Raw genomic sequence first — 17,359 nt, forward strand, 5'->3', positions numbered from 1 at the left:
GTGGCCTTACAACCTGACGCAGCACCTGCACCCATCGACTGCCGCCGTTGTGACGCGGTCTGTTGCCGGCTGCCCGTGCTGCTGCAGCCCGGCGACCACGTGCCCGGCCAGTTCCTGTCACGCGACACCCACGGCCGTGCCGTGATGGCGCGCAACGAGGAAGGCTGGTGCGCGGCGATCGATCCCTATCACCTGCGCTGCACGATCTATTCGCAGCGCCCGGCGATCTGCCGCCAGTTTTCGATGGGCGGCGATGACTGCCGCCGCGAGCGGCAGGACTACCTGCGCCAGGCCGATGCCTGGGCGCTTTCCTCCCCTTCCACCTGACAGGAGCAACCATGCCCCGCAAGGCAAAGACCCCCGCGAAGGCCAGCAACAGCATCCGCAGCGAACGCAAGGGCGCGGCCGCCAGCACTGTGGTCAGCAGCGATTCGATCGCTTCGGACCTGGCAGCGTTCCGCAAGGCCGGTGGCAAGATCGAAGTCCTCGGCACCACCTGGGCGCTGAAGAAAGCCAGCTGACCCAGTACCGACCGCGGCGGCGCTGCCGCCGCGGCCTGCCGGATCGCGTTCAGCGGTCCAGGCGTACCCGCACACTGCCCGAATGCGACTGGATGCGGATGTCACCATCACCGCCGCCCAGACGCGTATCGAGGTGGCTGCCCGGCCCATAGCGCGGCCGCTCCACCTGCCCGGCATCGCTGTTGATCGATCCGCTGAAGCTGTTCACCGACAGCTGTGCCGACACCGTGCGCGGCAGGCTCAGCGTGACCGAGGCACTGACCGATTCGACGTTGATGCGGCCGCCAGGAGCCAACCCGGCCGCTGCCAGATCGATGCTGCCCGAGACGGTCTCCACCGCCAGCCGCTGCACGCGCCCGGCATCCACCTCGACCCGACCGGACACCGTCTGCGCACCGATATCACCGGACACGCCGCCGCCGGCCTCGATCCGGCCACTGACCGTGTTCACGTCCAGCTTCGGCGTCTGCAGGCGTGCGCTGACGCTGCCACTGACCGTGTTGAGCTTGCTGTCGCCACTGCGGCCAGCCGCGCTCAGGCTGCCGCTGACCGTGTCGGCCTGCAGCCGTCGCACATCGATGCCACTGATGTCCTGGCTGGCGCTGACCGTGCTCAGCAGCAGCTCCACCGAGCGCGGCACGTTCAGTACCAGCGTCGCGCCACCATTGCTGCTGCGGCGCGGGTATTCGATCTCCCAGCGCACACGGTTGGCACTTTTCTCCTGACGCAGCTGCAGGCCGTCGCTGAGCGTGCCGGTGAGCTGCACGTCATTGCGGTCCCAGCCACGCACGGTCACCTTGCCGGCCACATTGCTCAGCTCGATGCGACCGCCCGCGGCCAGGGTGTGGCGCTCGTCAATGCGGGTGTCGGCCAGCGCCACGGCAGGGGCCAGCAGCAGCGCGACACAGCAGGAAATCAGGGTTCGGGTCATGGGGGTCTCCTCAGGTCGTCAAGCCGGACTCGGCGGCATAGGCCGCCTGCCGGGTCAGTTCCAACCGCAGCGCGTACGTGCGCTTGAGCTGGCCAAGCAGGTGCGGCGCACGCGGGTCCTGCGCCAAGGCGGCACGGATCTGCGCTGCGCTTTCATCCAGTTCATGCAGCGCCGGCTGCCATTCCGGCGCCCGTCCATCGGGCAGCGAAGCGACGGCCTGCTGGTACTGCTCGGTCATCGCCGCCGCCTGCAGCTGCAGGGTAGACGGCACCGGCGCGTCCGGCTGCGCATGCCGCCACGGTGCCACCGCGTACAGCGCAAGACTGGCGGCCAGTGCAGCCCCCACCGGCAGCCACCAGCGGCGCCGCGAGCGGATCGGCAGGGCCACCACGTTGTCGCCCGGCGCAGGTGCCGCCTGCGGTTCACGCGGCGGCAGCTGCGCCGACAGGCGTGCCCAGCCATCGGTGGGTACGCCGCGTTCGGTCGGCAGCGCGCGCAGCCGGGCCAGCAGATCGTGGTCGGAATCGTGGTCGTGTGTACTCATGTCATGTCTCCCAGCCGTGCGCGCAACAGGCCGCGCGCACGATGCAACTGTGCCTTGGAACTGCCGACGGCCATCTGCAGCTGTTCGGCGATTTCCTGGTGTTTCCAGCCTTCGATGTCGTGCAGTACCAGTACCGCACGTGCCCGTGGCGGCAGTGTCGACAGTGCCCGTTCGAGGTCGCGTTCGGTGCCGGCGCAACGATCGTGCACTGCCAGCTCCTGCAACCCTCCGTCCACTTCGTCGAGGCTGTCGTGATCCTGCCCGCCGGCACGTCCGCGCAGCTCCATCAGTGCCGCGTTGACGCCCAGCCGGTGCAGCCAGGTCGACAGGCTGCTTTCGAAACGGAAGCCCGGCAGCGCCTTCCACGCCTGCAGGAACGCTTCCTGCAGCGCGTCCTCGGCGCGTGCCTGCTGGCCGCCACACAGCCGCCACAGCACAGCGAATACACGGGGCGCGTGGCGCCGGTACAGCAGTTCATAGGCAGCGGTATCACCGGCGGCCGCCGCCCGCACCAGGGCGGGTTCATCGACGGCGTCGTTGGCGGCAGGCGGCGCGGGCATGGTGGTGTCGAGCATATCGCTTGGATGCGGCGACCCGGGAAAAGGTTTAGAGCCGATCGATGATCGATGGCATGCAACCTTTTGGGTGGCTGCTGCATCCATGAAAGGTCCTTCGCGAAATTGCCGTCCAGGAGTCCTGCCATGTCCAGCCCATCCTGCGCCGCCCTGCTGGTGATCACCGCCTGTGTCCTGCTGCAGGCGCTGGGCCTGTCACTGCAGCTGCGTCCCGACAATGGCCGCGCCTGCCTGCTGCAGCACCGCCAGGAGCTGGTGTGCGTGGCCTGGAACCCGGCGGTCGAATCCCCCGCACGCGCCGGGTAACATCAGGGGCCGTTCCCGCCGCCTGTTTTCGCCCCATGATGTTGTCGCTGAAGGATCACCTGCCCGCCTGGACCCACCCGTGGTTGAACTACGCCGGCGTGGCGCTGCAGATCGTACTGGTGCTGCTGGTCGCATGGCTCCTGCGCGTGCTCGCCCGTCGCCTGATCCGCCGCTTCGCCGAGCACTACACGCTGCCGCCGGAAATGGTGATGGGCGCGCGCCGGATCACCAGTTTCGTGGTCTATTTCAGTGCCCTGCTGTACATCCTCAGCCTGCTCGGCGCAAAGCCGTCGGTGCTGTGGACCGCGTTCACCGGCTTTGCAGCCGTGGGCGCGGTGGCCTTCTTCGCGGCGTGGAGCGTGCTGTCCAACATCTTCTGCACGCTGCTGATCTTCACCACCCGCCCGTTCCGCCTGCACGACTACATCGAGGTGCTGGAAAACGGCGAGAAGCCGGGCCTGAAGGGCCGGGTGATCGACGTGAACCTGATCTACACCACGCTGCAGGAAACCGGCGACGGCCACGAGGGCACGGTGCTGCAGCTACCGAACAACCTGTTCTTCCAGCGCACGGTGCGCCGCTGGCGCGACCCGGCGCAGGCCCCCGGCGGCATCCAGGGCGACGGCTGAGGGTGGTTTTCGGCAGGGCTGCGCCCTGCACCTGCTACGAGCTGGAGCAACAGCAACAGCAACAGCAACAGCACCAGCAACAGCAAAGGCAAAAACAAAAGCCGGCATTCCGTGGGTTGGCGGGATGGATCCGATGGCGGGAGACGCCGTAAACCCGTCCATGAAGTGACCCCCGAGACTTGGACGGGGTCAGGCGGCCGATTGGGCCTGCTCCCGGTACTTTATCGGGCTCAGACCTTTCAGTTTCAGTTTGATGCGTTCTTCGTTGTAGTACTGGATGTATTCCACCAGCCCAGCCTCCAGACTCTCGAGGCTGTCAAAGCTGTTCAGGTAGAAGAATTCCGACTTCAGCGTTCCAAAGAAGCTCTCCATCGCCGCATTGTCCAGGCAGTTGCCGCGCCGGGACATGCTTTGCTTCAACGAGTGCTTTTCCAGCATGTGCCGGTAGTTTTCATGCTGGTACTGCCAGCCCTGGTCGGAGTGGATCATGGGGCGCTCATCCGGGGAAAGCTTCTTGATGGCCTCCTCCAGCATTTGACCCACCAGATCAAATACGGGCCGACGCTTGATCTGATAAGCCACGATTTCGCCGTTGTAGAGGTCCATGATCGGCGACAGGTATAGCTTCATGCCCTGCACCTTGAACTCGGTCACGTCAGTCACCCACTTCTGGTTGGGCCGCTCGGCATGGAACTGGCGATTGAGGTCATTGCCAACCACAACATTGGCCGCCCCCTTGAAGGCCTGGTAGCGCTTCACACGCACCCGCGATTTCAGCCCCATCTCCCCCATCAGGCGCTGAACCCGCTTGTGATTGGTCCGATGACCCTGATTGGCTAATTCCAGCGTCACCGTGCGATAGCCATAGCGCCCTTGGCTTTGATCGTAGATTGCACGGATGCGCTCGCACAGGGCTGCCTCATCCTGATCCGGATGGGCCAGGACATGGTTCTGGTAATAGAACGTACTGCGTGACAGCTCAGCTGCTTCGAGCAGAAGCGACAGCGTATGAACCTGCCTCAATCCTTGGACGGCTTGCGCTTTGCGTCCTGCGCCGCCTGCTCTTCCCGGATCAAGGCATCGAGTTTTTTTAGGTAGTCGGTCTCCGCACGCAGATAGGCGACTTCCTTGAGCAGCTCATCGCGGCTCATATCCTCAGGTGGCTTGGACGAACGGGTCTTTTTCATCGGCTTTCGGGGCGGCGGCGGAGGGGGTGCCAACGCTTGGGCACCGCCTTGAGCATACAGGCGCCGCCATCGTCCCACCGCGCCGGCATCGCCAATTTGAAAGTAGGTGGTGGCCTCGCGCCCGGACAGGCCGTCCTGGCTCATTTTCTCCAGGACAGCCAGTTTGAACGGGAGGTCATAGGACCGGGCCTGGCGATGAAATCCCCGCCTCCCATGCAGCCGATAGGTCGCCACCCAGCGCCTGACCGTGGAGAACTCCAGGCCGTGGCGACGGGCAATGGCTTTTACCGATGTGGAGGTCTTGCAGGCCTCTTTGGCGACCTGCAGTTTGAAACGCGCGTCGTATTTGTTCATGTATCCCTCGGGGTTGGATCTAGCGTCCAACTCCCGGGGGTCACTTCACCATGGGGGCTTGGCCGCGGCATCCATGCCGCGGACACTCCCGCCACCGGACCCACCCCGCCTTCGACAGATTTCCGCGATCTGCCCGCATTGCGGTAGAGCCGAGCCATGCTCGGCTCAAATGTCTCGGATCTCGAAATATTCGACTTCGATGGAGATTCATCCACGCATGGCGTGGATCTACCAGATCCCGGGAATCTGTCAGAGGCGGGACGGTGTGGGTAGGCAGGACCGTTGGCGCCATGGATGGCGCCATCGAGCCCCCATGGGTGAGGGCGCTTTGCTTGCGAAGCACTGCTTCGCAAGCGCCCGAACGCCCAGCCGCCAGCGGCTGGGCCGGACCCCGGAGGGGGGTTTACGGCGTGTCCTGTCTACCCACACAGTCCCGCCTACCTGCGGAATGCCCGCTTTTGACGTTGAAGTTGCCTTGGCTTGAAGGCTTCGGCAGGTGCAGGGCGGCAAGCCCTGCCGAACAACCTTTACCTCAACTGGCTGTCCTTGCTGCCACGCCGGTTGTAGCCGGCATGCGCCTGCGCTTCGTCGTCATGCGCCTGCTGGCACGCCACGCACAGCCGTACCCCGGGCACGGCCTGGCGCCGCGCCAACGGGATCGGCGCGTCGCATTCCTCACAATGTTCCAGACCAGGACCCTCGCGCAGCTGGCGCCGCGCGCGGGCGATCGCATCGTCGACGGTGGCGTCGATCTGGTCCTGGACCGCGCCGTCTCCCGCCCAACCGGTGGCCATGGCCATCCTCCGCAGGTGTGTCGCCTGATATGGGGACGATACGCCGCGCAGTAAACGGTAGCGCCGAGCCATGACCGGCGGGCCTTCAGCAAGCTGAGCAGAAGGCAGACGGGCCGGAGCAGGCCATTTGCGACTTAATCCCCTCCGTCCCCTTTTTGGCTTACCAGACCAGGTCGTCCGGCACCTGGAACTGCGCGTAGTAGGCGTCGTCCTCGGCATTGCCGGTGGAGATCTCGGCGGTCGAGCCCGGCTGGCCATGGTCGACGATGATCGCCTCCGGGGCGCGTTCACGCACTTTTTCGGCAGCGGCGCGCGGCAGCAGGGCGTAGCCCTCGCCGTGGGCAACGATGACCAGCACGCCCACCGACAGCGCCTTGCGCAGCTTGGGGTCGATCAGCAGGGTGCGGATCGCCGCGCCATCGCTGAAGCGGTACTCGTCGTCGCCCTTGTGAGGCACGGCATGGGCCGTGATGATCTGCCGGGCCTGGGCCTTCTGTTCAGCCTGCCTGGCCTGGGCATTGCGCTCGGCGGCCAATGCGCGGTCGCGCTCGACCTTCTCGGCGCGGGCCCGTTCAGCCTCGCGCTGGACATCGGCCGAGGTCGATTCGGCCTTGCCCTGCCGGGCCTTGGCCTGCGCGCTCGCGGCAGCGCTGGCCTGCGACTTCTTGGCCAGGCCGGCCTTGAGCAATTGTTCCTGCAGCGCGTTGGGCTTTGCCATGGTCGATGCGTACCGCGTGTAATCTTGGATGCCCCATTCTACCGACGCCCCGCCGCCCCTGCATGGCAGTCCTGAAGTACCTCACCGGCTATCCCGAACCCCTGGTCGCCCAGGTCAGTGAACTACTGGCGCAGGGCAAGCTCGGCCCCTGGCTGCAGCAGCGCTATCCCGATCCGCACGAGGTGCGCAGCGACCGCCAGCTGTACGACTACACGCAGGAGCTGAAGGACCGCTACCTGCGCAAGTCGGTGCCGCTCAACAAGGTCTGCTACGACAACACGCTGGAAGTGATCAAGCATGCGCTGGGCACCCATACCGCCATCTCCCGCGTGCACGGCGGCCGCCTCAAGGCCAGCCGCGAGATCCGCATCGCCACCGTGTTCCGCCAGGCACCAGCGGCGTTCCTGCGCATGATCGTGGTGCATGAACTGGCCCACCTGAAGGAAGCCGATCACAACAAGGCCTTCTACCAGCTGTGCCAGCACATGGAGCCGGAGTACCTGCAGCTGGAGTTCGATACCCGCCTGTACCTGACCGAGCTGGCCAACCGCGGCCAGCGCTGACCGGCCGCAGCGGCTACACTGCGCGCCCCCTGCCTGACCTTTCCGCCATGGAACCGATCCGCCTCGACAAACGCCTGTCCGCCCTGCTCGGCATCCCGCGCGGTGAAGCGCGGCGCTACATCGAAGGCGGCTGGGTCAGCGTCAATGGCGAGGTGGTCGAGCAGCCGCAGCGCCCGGTCGATGACAGCGCGGTGATCGTCGTGGCCGAGCAGGCCAGCGATGAAAAGGCCGAGCGGGTCAGCATGCTGCTGCACAAGCCGGCAGGCGTTGCCGCTGAAACCATGTGTGCGCTGGTCAGCAGTGACAGCCGCAGCGAACTTGATGCCAGCGACATCCGTCCGCTTCAGCGTCACTTCCACGGCCTGCAGCTGGCCGCCTCGCTTCCGGCCAGCGACAGCGGCCTGGTGGTGGTCAGCCAGGACCCGGCCACGCTGGCCCATCTGCAGCGCAATCTGGGCCGCACCGAACAGGAATACCTGATCGAAGTGGCCGAAGGCGGTCCCGAGCGCGGCCCGTGGCTGATGGCGCGGCTGCAGCAGGAATCGGGCGGCGCCAAGGTCAGCTGGCAGAGCGAGCAGCGCCTGCGCTTCGCCGGCAAGGGCCTGACGGCCAAGGGCCTGCGCGTGGCGGTCACCGCTGCCGGCCTGCAGGTCGCGGCCGTGCGTCGGCTGCGGATTGGCCGCGTGGCACTGGGACCGCTGCCTGCGGGGCAGTGGCGTTACCTGGGCAGCGACGAACGGTTCTGACCCTTCAACCCTCGGGGTCGGATCCCTTTCCGCGGGAAAGGGCTCTGACCCCATCCACGCATGGCGTGGATCTACGGCGATAGGTCTGTTGGCTTTCATCCACGCACGGCGTGGATCTACCATCGGGGCATGAGCCTGCCCAAGCCCCTGTGGCGACGCCTGCCGCGCGTCGCTGCGATCATCCTCGCCGCGCTGTTGCTGCTGGTCCTGTCCGGGCTGCTGCTGGCCGACCACCTCACCCCGCAGGCACAGGGCGCACCCTCGCATGTGCTGCCACTGCAGCCGGCGCAGACCCGCATCGACCAGCAGATCGTGCCGCTGCAGGACGCACACCCCGGGCAGTCCGGCGTGGCGTTCCTCAGTGATGGCATGGATGCCTTCGCCGCGCGCGCGATGATCACCGCGCATGCAGGCCGCAGCCTGGACCTGCAGTACTACATCTGGCACGACGACCTGATCGGCCATCTGATGGCCAAGGCGCTGTACGACGCCGCCGAGCGCGGCGTGCGCGTGCGCATCCTGCTTGACGACATGAACGCCAAGGACAAGGACGCGTTGATGATGGCACTCGATGCGCATCCGAACATCGAGATCCGCCTGTACAACCCGTTCCGCAACCGGACCGGCATCCTGCGCATGGTGGAGATGGTGCAGCGCTTCTTCAGCGTGAACCACCGCATGCACAACAAGAGCTGGATCGCCGATGGCCGCGTCGCGATCGTCGGTGGCCGCAACATCGGCGAGGAGTATTTCAGCGCGCGCACCGATGTGAACTTCCAGGATCTGGACCTGCTGGTCGCCGGCCCCGCCGTGGAGCAGGCCAACCGCATCTTCGACGACTACTGGAACAGCGAAACCGCCATTCCGGTATCCGCGCTTGCCTTCCATACCGACGCACAACTGCGCCTGCTGGTGCGCGAATCGGACCATGAGGCGCAGCGGGACGTGGCCCTGCCGTACCTGGCGCGCGTGGCCGAATCGCGCAAGCGCCAGCGCCCGAGCCCCGAGCCGCTGCGCTGGAGCGGTGCAGTGCGCATCGTGTCCGACCCGCCGATGAAGCACCGCAAGGACGATCGCGCTGCCTGGCTGGTGTCGACCCTGATCAGCGAGCTGCAGGCCGCCAGGCACAAGGCCCTGTTGATCTCGCCCTACTTCGTTCCCGGCAACGAGGGCCTGGATGGCTTTTCGGCCATGTCCGGGCGGGGCGTGCAGGTCGGCGTGGTCACCAACTCACTGGCCGCCAATGACGTCGCCGCCGTACATGGTGGCTACATGGGCTACCGCGTGCCGTTGCTTGAAGCCGGCGTCCACCTTTACGAACTGAAGGCACAAGGGCAGTCCGGCGATGCCGGCGTGTTCGGCAGCAGCGGCGCCAGCCTGCATACCAAGGCGTTCCTGGTCGATGACCGCCGCGGTTTTGTCGGTTCGTTCAACCTCGACCCGCGCTCGGCCTATCTGAACACCGAGATGGGCGTGCTGTTCGACGATCCGGTGCTGGGCGCACAGCTGCGGGACGAGTACCTGCGCCTGGCTGATCCCAGGCACAGCTGGTGGCTGGCGCTGGATGACCGTCGCCGGTTGCGCTGGCTGGAGCGCGAACCGCCACCGCACTGGGTGGAGGCCGAGCCGGGGGCAACGGCGCGCAAACGCTGGTTGTCGCGGGTGATCAGCTGGCTGCCGGTGGAATCGCAGCTGTAGCGCTCAGGGCGCAGGACCTGCCTCTTCCTGTCCGGCGTCATCCCGTGTTTCCACGCTGCGCCCATGCAGGCGCCGCCAGATCCAGCGCAGCGCATGCGGCGGCGCCGAAGGCAACTGTTCAAGCAGGGCCAGCATGCGGCTCTGGCTGGCATGTCCGTGCCGGCACAGCAGGCTGGCCGCTGCGGCCGCGCTGGCAAGGCGCAGGCTGTCGGCCAGCGGGCCATCCGCCTCGGGCGCCAGCGCCTGGTGCACCGGCTCGGGCAGCTCCCAGGCCGCAGCCACGCGTTGCGCCAACGGCAGCGACCACTGTTGGAGCAGCTGCAGCGCCAGCGCCGGCTCCACCGTTTCATCGCGTGCCTGCGCTTCCTGCAGCAGCTGGCGCATCACCAGCGCGGCCCCCAGCCCCTGTACCAGGCCCAGCCACTGGGCGGCGAAGGCATCGCCGAAAGTGACCGTGCGCGCGTGGTCAGCGGCTGCGCGCGAGGCCAGCAGTGCGTGCTCCCAGATGATTGTGCTGAACTGCGGAAACACCTCGCACTGCACCTGCATCACCGGCTGCACCAGAACTGCGCTGATGATCTGTCGCACGCCTTCGGTACCGACCAGCGTCACCGCCCGCTGCAGGCTTTCCACCGGGCGCTCGTGCACCTTGTAGGCCGGGCTGTTGGCGATGCGCAGCAGGTTGCCGGTCAGCACCGGGTCCTGGCCGATGATCGCCGCCATCACCCGCGCCGACGCAGCATCGTCGTTGACCGTCTGGATCAGCTGCGGCAGCAGTTGCGGGCGGCGCGGCAGCTGACGGGCCGCCCAGTCCCGGTCCTGCAGCGCGCGCGCCACCGCCTCGCCCAACCCCGCAGCCTGCACCGCTGTGGATTCACCGGCCAGGCGCGGGTACAGGGCCAGCGCATGCAGGCCACGCTGCAGATGTGCAGCGATCTCGGCCGAAGGCAGAGCCTCGCCCTGCAGGCTGGCCGCAGCCGCCGCCACCGCCTGCCGCGACGCCGCCGCCAACCGGGACGGTGCCGTCCCGGTCGAGCGCGCCAGCCAGCCACGCAGTGATCGCCACCAGGCCGGCGTCATCGCCGCCCGCCCTGTCGTTGTGGTGCCCTTGCCGTCACTGACCGCCCTGCCTCTTCACGCGAATCCGGCCACCCGCCGTCGTCGCAGCATCGGCCGAACTTTCATCTTCTTTAACCGGAAGGCCACCGATGTCGACGGCACCGGCCGGGGGAATGGACTAGAATGGCGCCGCGCGACCCGTCCCCCTGCACCGACGACGTCGCTTTTTTTGTTTTGGGACCCTACCGTTCACTGGCCGTTCGCTGCAGTTCGCCGCTGATCGCGCCATCGGAGACGCCATGCTATTCGAAACCCTCGCCACCACCGGCCACGAACAGGTGGTGTTCTGCCACAACCACGACGCCGGCCTGAAGGCGATCATCGCCATCCACAACACCACCCTCGGCCCGGCCCTGGGCGGCGTGCGCATGCGCCCCTACGCCAGCACCGACGAGGCGCTGGCCGATGCGCTGCGGCTGAGCCGGACGATGACCTACAAGAATGCACTGGCCGGCCTCAACGTGGGTGGCGGCAAGGCGGTGATCATCGGCGACCCCAAAGTGGACAAGACCGAGGTGCTGTTCCGTGCCTTCGGCCGCTATGTCGATTCACTGGGCGGGCGCTACATCACCGCCGAGGACGTCGGAACCGACGTCAACGACATGGAGAACATCTACCTGGAAAGCCAGTTCGTGACCGGCGTGCACCAGGTCCATGGTGGCTCCGGCGATCCCGCCCCGTTCACCGCCTACGGTGCGCTGCAGGCACTGATGGCGTCGATGCGCTTCAAGTTCGGCCATGAGGAAGTGGGCAAGACCAGCATCGCCGTGCAGGGCCTGGGCCACATCGGCATGGAACTGGTGAAGCTGCTGCGCGACCGCGGTGCCAAGCTGTACGTCACCGACCTGGACAGCGCGCTGGTTGATCGCGCGGTCAGCGATTTCGGCGCCGAAGCAGTCAAGCCGGATGAGATCCACGAGGTGAACGCCGACGTGTTCGCACCGTGCGCGCTGGAAGGTGCGATCAATGCCGACACGCTGCCGCGGATCAAGGCGAAGATCATCTGCGGCACCGCCAACAACCAGCTGTCGAGCCTGGAAATCGGCGACGAGCTGCATGCGCGCGGCATCCTGTATGCGCCGGACTATGCAGTCAACGCCGGTGGCGTGATGAACGTGTCGCTGGAGATCGACGGTTACAACCGCGAACGCGCAATGCGCCTGATCCGCAGCATCTACCACAACCTCACCCGCATCTTCGAACTGTCGCAGCGCGAGAACATCGCGCCGCAGCGTGCCGCCGACCGCATCGCCGAAAGCCGCATCCTGTCGATCGGCAAGCTGAAGATGCCGCTGGGCCGCAGCACCCCGCGCCTGGGCAACCTGCGCGGCGGTTGAACCTGCCGATGTCGCGCCGGGCATGACCCGGCGCGAGCCGTCCTTCAGAAGCCGGTGCTGTAGCGCAAGGCGGCCTGCCGCGCACCTTCGCCACCAACGCGCTGGTCGAAGCCCAGGCTCAGGCGCCCATTGCGGCCCCACCACGATTCCAGCGCCACGCCGATCAGCGCACTGCCGCGCGGCGCGTTCCAGCCCGCCAACGGCGCCCAGGCATCGACGCCGACGAAGCTGGCCTGCCAGTCCGCATCCGCACCATCAAGCCGTTGCTGCCATTCGGCATGCCCACGCAGCGTCCAACGCCCCCAGCCGCGCTCGCCGCGGATACCGGCCAGCATCTGGCTGCGCTGCACGCGGTTGGCATCGCCCCGCAGGCCGAAACCAAAGCCGCCGAGTTCATTGAAGGCGTCGGTCTCCACACGCGTGGTGCTGGCACCGACGTAGGGCGTCATCGATGCGCCCGCACGCCCCAGCCGGTACCCGCCCTCCACGCTGGCACTGCTGAAACGGCCGCCGTACCGCGCGGAGACGCCATAGGCACCCGCACCGAGCAGCAGCTGACGATCCAGCGCGCGGGTGAACTGTCCGCTCCCCACCTGGGCCAGCGCGTAGCCACGTCCCAGATTCCAGCCGGCATACAACTGTGCCTGCGCCTGGCGATCACGCCCACGATCACCGCCGAAACTGCTGCCACCAGTGCTGCGGGTCTCGCCAAACGCCACGCCCATCAGGCCGTTGCTGCCCAGTGGCAGATCCTGGCCGGCCATCCAGCCCCGGCTGTCGGCAGCGTTGCCGGCGAAGCCGCCCTGCCCCGCCTCACCCAGCGCGCTCTGCCAGCTCCCGCGCAGGCGCGGTGCGGCCTGTACACGATCAAAGCGCTCGGCGATCGCACGCCGCGACATGTCGATGCTGTCGAAGGTCGCTGCTTCGGCTCGCGCATGCGCTTGACCGGACAGGCTCTGCAGGCTGGCGGCCAGGCCCTGCGGGCCACCGCCGGTCCACTGCAGGGCACCGGCCGCTGCACCAAAGGCCGATCCCTGCAGGCCTGTGTTTTTGTCCAGCGCTGCGAATGCACCTTCCAGGCGCTGTGCTGCCACCTGGGCGGACGCCCCCAGCCCGCTGGCCGCTGCGGTGACGCTGACCTGGGTCAGGTTCAACCACACGTTGTTGCTGTCATAGCCGTAGCTGCTCTGCAGCAACGACAGGCCCTGCAGGCCACTGGAGGTAGCCGGCGTACTGAAGGTGCCGCTGAGTCCGCCTGCCGCATGGATCAGGTCCTGCCGGCTGCCGTTCTGTGGCACGTAGCCGGAAACGAAGCCATGCACGCGCACGCCACCGTCGATGGCGGCATTGCCGGTCACCTGCAGCGCATTGGCACCGAGCGCGATCATCAGCTGGCCACCTGCCTGCTGCGTGTAGTTGCCCTCGATGGTGCCGGTGGTGTTGCCGGTGGTGAGGAATACGCTGCTGCCGTTGACCACATTGCCGATCACGCGGGGCGTGCCGCCATTGAACTGCAGGCCGGTCGAATCCGGATCGGACTGGCCGAGGATGGTCACGTTGGAACGGATCACGCCACCGTTCTGCAGCGACAGGATGCCGCGTTCGATGCGGGTGGCACCGGTGTAGCTGTTGTTGCCGGTCAGCACCAGGGTGCCCCCGCCCTGCTTGACCAGCCCGCCGCTGCCGACGATATCGTTGCGCCACGCCGAGCCGGTCGAGGCCAGATCCACGTTGGCGACCACATCACCCCAGTCGAAACGACCCGGACCGTTGATCGCACGACCGATGTCGAGCAGGCCGTAGCCGAACACCAGATCCACGCCCGGCGCGCCGATATCCTTGGCGGTGCCCAGCAGGGTCTGCCGCACCAGATCGTTGCTGAAGTACGGGAAGCGCTCCCAGACCAGCGCCGCCGCACCGGAAATCAAGGGCGCCGCGAATGACGTGCCGTAGTTCCAGTAGTAGCTGCCACCGTTGGCATCGGGGTAGACCGCGCTGCCGGGCGCCGCCAGGCAGTAGCGGGCCGCCTGGCCACAGGCATTGGCATAGCTGGCCAGCGTACCGGGCGCATACGGATCCACGGCGGTGGCCACCAGCCAGCCGCGCTCCAGGTCGGCAGCCGGCAGCGTGCCGGCCACGCCCTGCTGGCTGGGCAGTGCGGCCAGGCTGCTCGGCTCGCTGCGGCCATCATTGCCCGCGGCGAACACCACCAGCCCGCCATGGTTGATCACGAAGGGGCGATATTCGGCGGCCACCTGCGCGGTGGTCGGCAGGTCGGTCCAGTACAGGCCGCCCCACGAATTGTTCATCACCTTCACGTTGTAGCTGATCAGGTCCTGGTGGACCTGGGCCACGCCCAGCGGGCCGCTGAAGGAATTGCCCTTGCCGCTGCCGTCATCGACGGGCGGCTTGTCGGCAATGATCCGTGCCGACACGATCTGCGCCTTTGGCGCGATGCCACCCGGCCAGGAGCCCGTTGCCGCGCCGGCGGCGAGGCTGGCCACGGCGGTGCCGTGGCCGACCACATCATCGACACCCAGATTGTTCCTGGCCGGATCGATGTAGTTGAGGTTGGCCAGCACCCGGCCATTCAACGCCACCGCATTGCGCTGCACGCCGGAGTCGACGATGCCGATGCGCACGTTCTGGCCGGTCAGGCCGGCAGCCTGTGCGGCGCGCGCATTGGTGACTGACAGATGCGCGTCGAAGGCCGGCTCCTGCGGTTTGACCGGGGGCGGCGTCGTCGGTGGCGGGGTAGTCGGTGGCGGCGGTGGTGGCGGGGTATCGATGCGCACGTTGCCGCCCCCGCCACCTCCACCACAGGCCGTCAGCGCTACCACCAGCGCGGTTCCAAGGGCAGACCTCACCATCATCGTGCGTTCCATCGATTCCTTCCCATGAACGTTGTCCTGCCTTCATCCCGGCAGGCGTGCGGCCGCGCCCAGCGGCGGCCCTCCCCGACCCTCTATACTTGGGTCGACCCCCACGCAGTCTGCCGGGAAACCGGGGCACATCCAACGGCCCCCGGTCTCCTTTCCGAACATTGCTTACGCATCAACGAGATTGCCATGTCCAACATCGTCATCGCCGCCGCCAAGCGCACCGCCATCGGCTCCTTCCTCGGCCAGTTCAACGGCGTGCCGACCCCGACCCTCGGCGCGGCCGCCATCGCTGCCGCCCTGGAACAGTCGGGCATCCCGGCCAGCGACGTTTCCGAAGTCCTCATGGGCTGCGTGCTGCCGGCCAACCTCGGCCAGGCGCCCGCCCGCCAGGCGGCGATCGCTGCCGGCATCCCGCTGTCGACCGGTGCCACCACGCTGAACAAGGTGTGCGGCTCGGGCATGAAGACCATCATGCTCGGTCATGACCTGATCAAGGCCGGTTCGGCCAGCATCGTTGTCGCCGGCGGCATGGAATCGATGTCCAACGCGCCGCACATGCTGCCGAACTCGCGCACCGGCAACCGCTTCGGCAACTTCCAGGCGGTCGATCACATGGCCCACGATGGCCTGGTCAACGCTTATGACGGCAAGGCGATGGGTGAATTCGCCGAATGCGCCGTGGACAAATACCAGTTCAGCCGCGAAGAGCAGGACGCCTACGCCATCGAATCGGTCAAGCGCGCGCAGGCGGCGCAGGCCAACGGTGCGTTCGCCGATGAAATCGTCGCGGTGAAGGTCGCCACCCGCAAGGGCGAGGTCGAGGTCACCACCGACGAGCAGCCGGGCCGCTCGGACATCGCCAAGATCCCGACCCTGCGCCCGGCCTTCAAGAAGGACGGCAGCGTCACCGCCGCCAGTTCCTCCAGCATCTCCGACGGCGCTGCTGCAGTGGTCCTGCTGACCGAGGAAGATGCAGCCGCTCGCGGCATCACCCCGCTGGCCCGCATCGTCGGCCACGCGACCCATTCGCAGGAACCGGAGTGGTTCACCACCGCCCCGATCGGCGCGCTGCACAAACTGCTGGACAAGACCGGCTGGTCGCTGGACCAGGTCGATCTGTTCGAGATCAATGAAGCCTTCGCCGTGGTGGCGATGGCGCCGATGCGCGAACTGGGCATTCCGCACGACAAGCTCAACGTGAATGGCGGCGCCTGCGCGCTGGGCCATCCGATCGGTGCCTCCGGTGCACGCCTGGTGGTGACCTTGGTCAACGCCCTGCGCACGCGCGGTGGCAAGCGCGGCATTGCCACCCTGTGCATCGGCGGTGGCGAAGCAACGGCTATCGCCATCGAATTGATTTAAAAAGATTTAACGATGATTTCGCAAAAATGAATGCGGGATCGCTTGACACCCAATCTTGGCTTGTCATCATGTTGTCGGCGCGCAGCATGCGCGTTGCCTAATTCTAACGACGAGGATTCACACAATGAGCATCAACAAGCTGCTGGTCGCGATGTCCCTGGCTCTGGCCCTGGCCGCCTGCTCGAAGCAGGAAGCTGCCCAGGACGCCGCTGCTTCGGCCAACGAAGCCGCCACCGAAGCCCAGGCTGCTGCCGACCAGGCCGCCGCTGCTGGCGCCCAGACCGCCGACGCTGCCCAGCAGGCCGCTGACACCGCCGCCACCGCTGCTGACGCTTCGGTTGACGCTGCTGCCCAGGCTGGCGCTGCTGCCACCGACGCCGCTGCCGGCGCCGCTGCTGACGCTGCCAAGGCTGCTGAAGGCACCGCTGAGAAGGCCAAGGACGCTGCTGAAGAAGCCAAGAAGTAATAACTTCTTTCTTCACGCTGTTCTGGAAAAGCCGCTGGTTCGCCAGCGGCTTTTTCTTTTTTCGAATGCGCGCGACTGAGCCGCTGCATCGCGACCCCGTCTTCACAACGGCATGAATAGGCTGGCGTCCCCATCCATTGCAGTACCGGAGACCGCCATGAAGATTCGTCCGATCACCACCACCCTGCTGGCCGCCTCCCTGCTGCTGGCCCTGGCCGCCTGCAAGGGCCCGGAAGCCGAACAGGCCAAGCAGGACGCACAGCAGGCTGCCGACAGCGCAGGCGCTGCCGCCCGTGACGCCGTGGACAAGGCCGCCGAAGCCACCCGCGACGCCGCCGACAAGACCGCTGCCGCGTCCGAGCAGGCCGCCGCCGATACCCAGCAGGCGCTGGACAAGGCTGCAGACGCCACCGCCAACGCCGCCGACAAGGCCAAGGACGCCGCAACCGATGCCGCCGCACATGCCAGCGACGCCACTGCGAACGCCGCCCAGAAGGTCGCCGACAAGGCTCGCGATGTCGCCAATGACGCCAAGGCCAACGCCGCCAAGGAAGAAGCCAAGCACTAAGCCCTACCGGCAGCCGAGCATGGCCTCGGCGCTACAGGAAAAGCCGCGGCACTGCCGCG

General features: G+C 66.9%; 19 protein-coding genes. 11 read left to right on the plus strand and 8 right to left on the minus strand.

Going from position 1 to position 17,359, the window contains the following annotated elements:
• Positions 1-75 precede the first annotated feature (75 nt).
• Positions 76-327 (plus strand): YkgJ family cysteine cluster protein, encoded by a 252-nt coding sequence (locus MG068_RS15225; protein ID WP_005410565.1) that lies wholly within the window; start codon positions 76-78, stop codon positions 325-327.
• An 11-nt stretch (positions 328-338) separates the two neighbouring features.
• Positions 339-521, plus strand: coding sequence for a hypothetical protein (locus MG068_RS15230; protein ID WP_005410566.1), 183 nt, complete (start codon positions 339-341; stop codon positions 519-521).
• 49 nt (positions 522-570) lie between these two features.
• Here the strand turns inward: MG068_RS15230 and MG068_RS15235 are convergent, their stop codons facing one another.
• Genes MG068_RS15235 through MG068_RS15245 form a run of 3 tightly spaced genes read right to left on the minus strand, consistent with a single transcriptional unit; the run spans position 571 to position 2,571 of the window.
• Entirely contained in the window at positions 571-1,452 is an 882-nt protein-coding gene (locus MG068_RS15235; protein WP_032129361.1) for a DUF4097 family beta strand repeat-containing protein, read from the minus strand.
• 10 nt (positions 1,453-1,462) lie between these two features.
• Entirely contained in the window at positions 1,463-1,996 is a 534-nt protein-coding gene (locus tag MG068_RS15240) for a hypothetical protein (protein ID WP_132810583.1), read from the minus strand.
• Positions 1,993-2,571, minus strand: coding sequence for an RNA polymerase sigma factor (locus tag MG068_RS15245; protein ID WP_032129359.1), 579 nt, complete (start codon positions 2,569-2,571; stop codon positions 1,993-1,995). The genes MG068_RS15240 and MG068_RS15245 overlap by 4 nt, the downstream gene beginning before the upstream one ends.
• Positions 2,572-2,697: 126 nt before the next feature.
• On the opposite strand from MG068_RS15245, the gene MG068_RS15250 reads away from it, so the two are divergent.
• Together MG068_RS15250 and MG068_RS15255 are read left to right on the plus strand one after the other, a co-directional pair.
• On the plus strand, positions 2,698-2,877 hold the full coding sequence (locus MG068_RS15250) for a hypothetical protein (RefSeq protein WP_132810584.1): 180 nt from the start codon (positions 2,698-2,700) through the stop codon (positions 2,875-2,877).
• Positions 2,878-2,912: 35 nt separating this feature from the next.
• The gene (locus tag MG068_RS15255; protein ID WP_080291803.1) at positions 2,913-3,506 is read left to right on the plus strand and encodes a mechanosensitive ion channel family protein; all 594 of its coding nucleotides are present in this window, start codon (positions 2,913-2,915) and stop codon (positions 3,504-3,506) included.
• 189 nt (positions 3,507-3,695) lie between these two features.
• Here MG068_RS15255 and MG068_RS15260 read toward each other — a convergent pair.
• The 3 genes from MG068_RS15260 to MG068_RS15270 all read right to left on the minus strand — a co-directional run bounded on the left by MG068_RS15260 (position 3,696) and on the right by MG068_RS15270 (position 6,559).
• Positions 3,696-5,047, minus strand: a protein-coding gene (locus MG068_RS15260; RefSeq protein ID WP_132810585.1) for an IS3-like element ISStma2 family transposase whose coding sequence is annotated in 2 segments (ribosomal slippage) — positions 3,696-4,600 and positions 4,600-5,047 — 1,353 coding nt in all. Because the reading frame shifts where the segments join, the coding sequence is not laid out codon by codon here.
• Positions 5,048-5,574: 527 nt separating this feature from the next.
• Complete coding sequence (locus tag MG068_RS15265) at positions 5,575-5,841, minus strand: DksA/TraR family C4-type zinc finger protein (protein WP_032129365.1); 267 nt, start codon at positions 5,839-5,841, stop codon at positions 5,575-5,577.
• 160 nt (positions 5,842-6,001) lie between these two features.
• Positions 6,002-6,559 (minus strand): DUF2058 domain-containing protein, encoded by a 558-nt coding sequence (locus tag MG068_RS15270; protein ID WP_032129357.1) that lies wholly within the window; start codon positions 6,557-6,559, stop codon positions 6,002-6,004.
• A gap of 62 nt (positions 6,560-6,621) precedes the next feature.
• On the opposite strand from MG068_RS15270, the gene MG068_RS15275 reads away from it, so the two are divergent.
• From MG068_RS15275 to MG068_RS15285, 3 genes are all read left to right on the plus strand, one after another.
• Positions 6,622-7,122: a M48 metallopeptidase family protein gene (locus MG068_RS15275; RefSeq protein ID WP_005414217.1), complete on the plus strand. Its 501-nt coding sequence runs from the start codon at positions 6,622-6,624 to the stop codon at positions 7,120-7,122.
• A 47-nt stretch (positions 7,123-7,169) separates the two neighbouring features.
• Positions 7,170-7,868 (plus strand): RNA pseudouridine synthase, encoded by a 699-nt coding sequence (locus MG068_RS15280; protein ID WP_132810586.1) that lies wholly within the window; start codon positions 7,170-7,172, stop codon positions 7,866-7,868.
• A 129-nt stretch (positions 7,869-7,997) separates the two neighbouring features.
• Positions 7,998-9,566 carry a phospholipase D family protein gene (locus MG068_RS15285; RefSeq protein ID WP_206138662.1) on the plus strand — a complete coding sequence of 523 codons (1,569 nt, stop codon included), beginning with the start codon at positions 7,998-8,000 and terminating at the stop codon, positions 9,564-9,566.
• Positions 9,567-9,569: 3 nt separating this feature from the next.
• On the opposite strand, the gene MG068_RS15290 is transcribed toward MG068_RS15285, so the two are convergent.
• Complete coding sequence (locus MG068_RS15290) at positions 9,570-10,646, minus strand: HDOD domain-containing protein (RefSeq protein ID WP_032129353.1); 1,077 nt, start codon at positions 10,644-10,646, stop codon at positions 9,570-9,572.
• 278 nt (positions 10,647-10,924) lie between these two features.
• Here MG068_RS15290 and MG068_RS15295 point away from each other — a divergent pair, with 278 nt between their 5' ends.
• Positions 10,925-12,022: a Glu/Leu/Phe/Val dehydrogenase dimerization domain-containing protein gene (locus MG068_RS15295; RefSeq protein WP_010482852.1), complete on the plus strand. Its 1,098-nt coding sequence runs from the start codon at positions 10,925-10,927 to the stop codon at positions 12,020-12,022.
• Positions 12,023-12,066: 44 nt separating this feature from the next.
• Here MG068_RS15295 and MG068_RS15300 read toward each other — a convergent pair whose 3' ends face one another.
• Complete coding sequence (locus tag MG068_RS15300; RefSeq protein WP_132810588.1) at positions 12,067-14,907, minus strand: autotransporter serine protease; 2,841 nt, start codon at positions 14,905-14,907, stop codon at positions 12,067-12,069.
• Between the two features lie 183 nt (positions 14,908-15,090).
• Between MG068_RS15300 and MG068_RS15305 the strand changes: the two genes are divergently transcribed.
• From MG068_RS15305 to MG068_RS15315, 3 genes are all read left to right on the plus strand, one after another.
• A complete protein-coding gene (locus MG068_RS15305; RefSeq protein WP_010482849.1) occupies positions 15,091-16,266 on the plus strand; it encodes a thiolase family protein in 1,176 nt (391 codons plus the stop codon).
• Between the two features lie 124 nt (positions 16,267-16,390).
• The gene (locus tag MG068_RS15310) at positions 16,391-16,732 is read left to right on the plus strand and encodes a hypothetical protein (RefSeq protein WP_004153024.1); all 342 of its coding nucleotides are present in this window, start codon (positions 16,391-16,393) and stop codon (positions 16,730-16,732) included.
• Positions 16,733-16,889: 157 nt separating this feature from the next.
• Positions 16,890-17,300, plus strand: coding sequence for a hypothetical protein (locus tag MG068_RS15315; protein WP_014647982.1), 411 nt, complete (start codon positions 16,890-16,892; stop codon positions 17,298-17,300).
• The last annotated feature ends 59 nt before the right edge of the window (positions 17,301-17,359 follow it).

Source organism: Stenotrophomonas sp. ASS1, assembly GCF_004346925.1.
Lineage (GTDB): Bacteria > Pseudomonadota > Gammaproteobacteria > Xanthomonadales > Xanthomonadaceae > Stenotrophomonas > Stenotrophomonas maltophilia_A.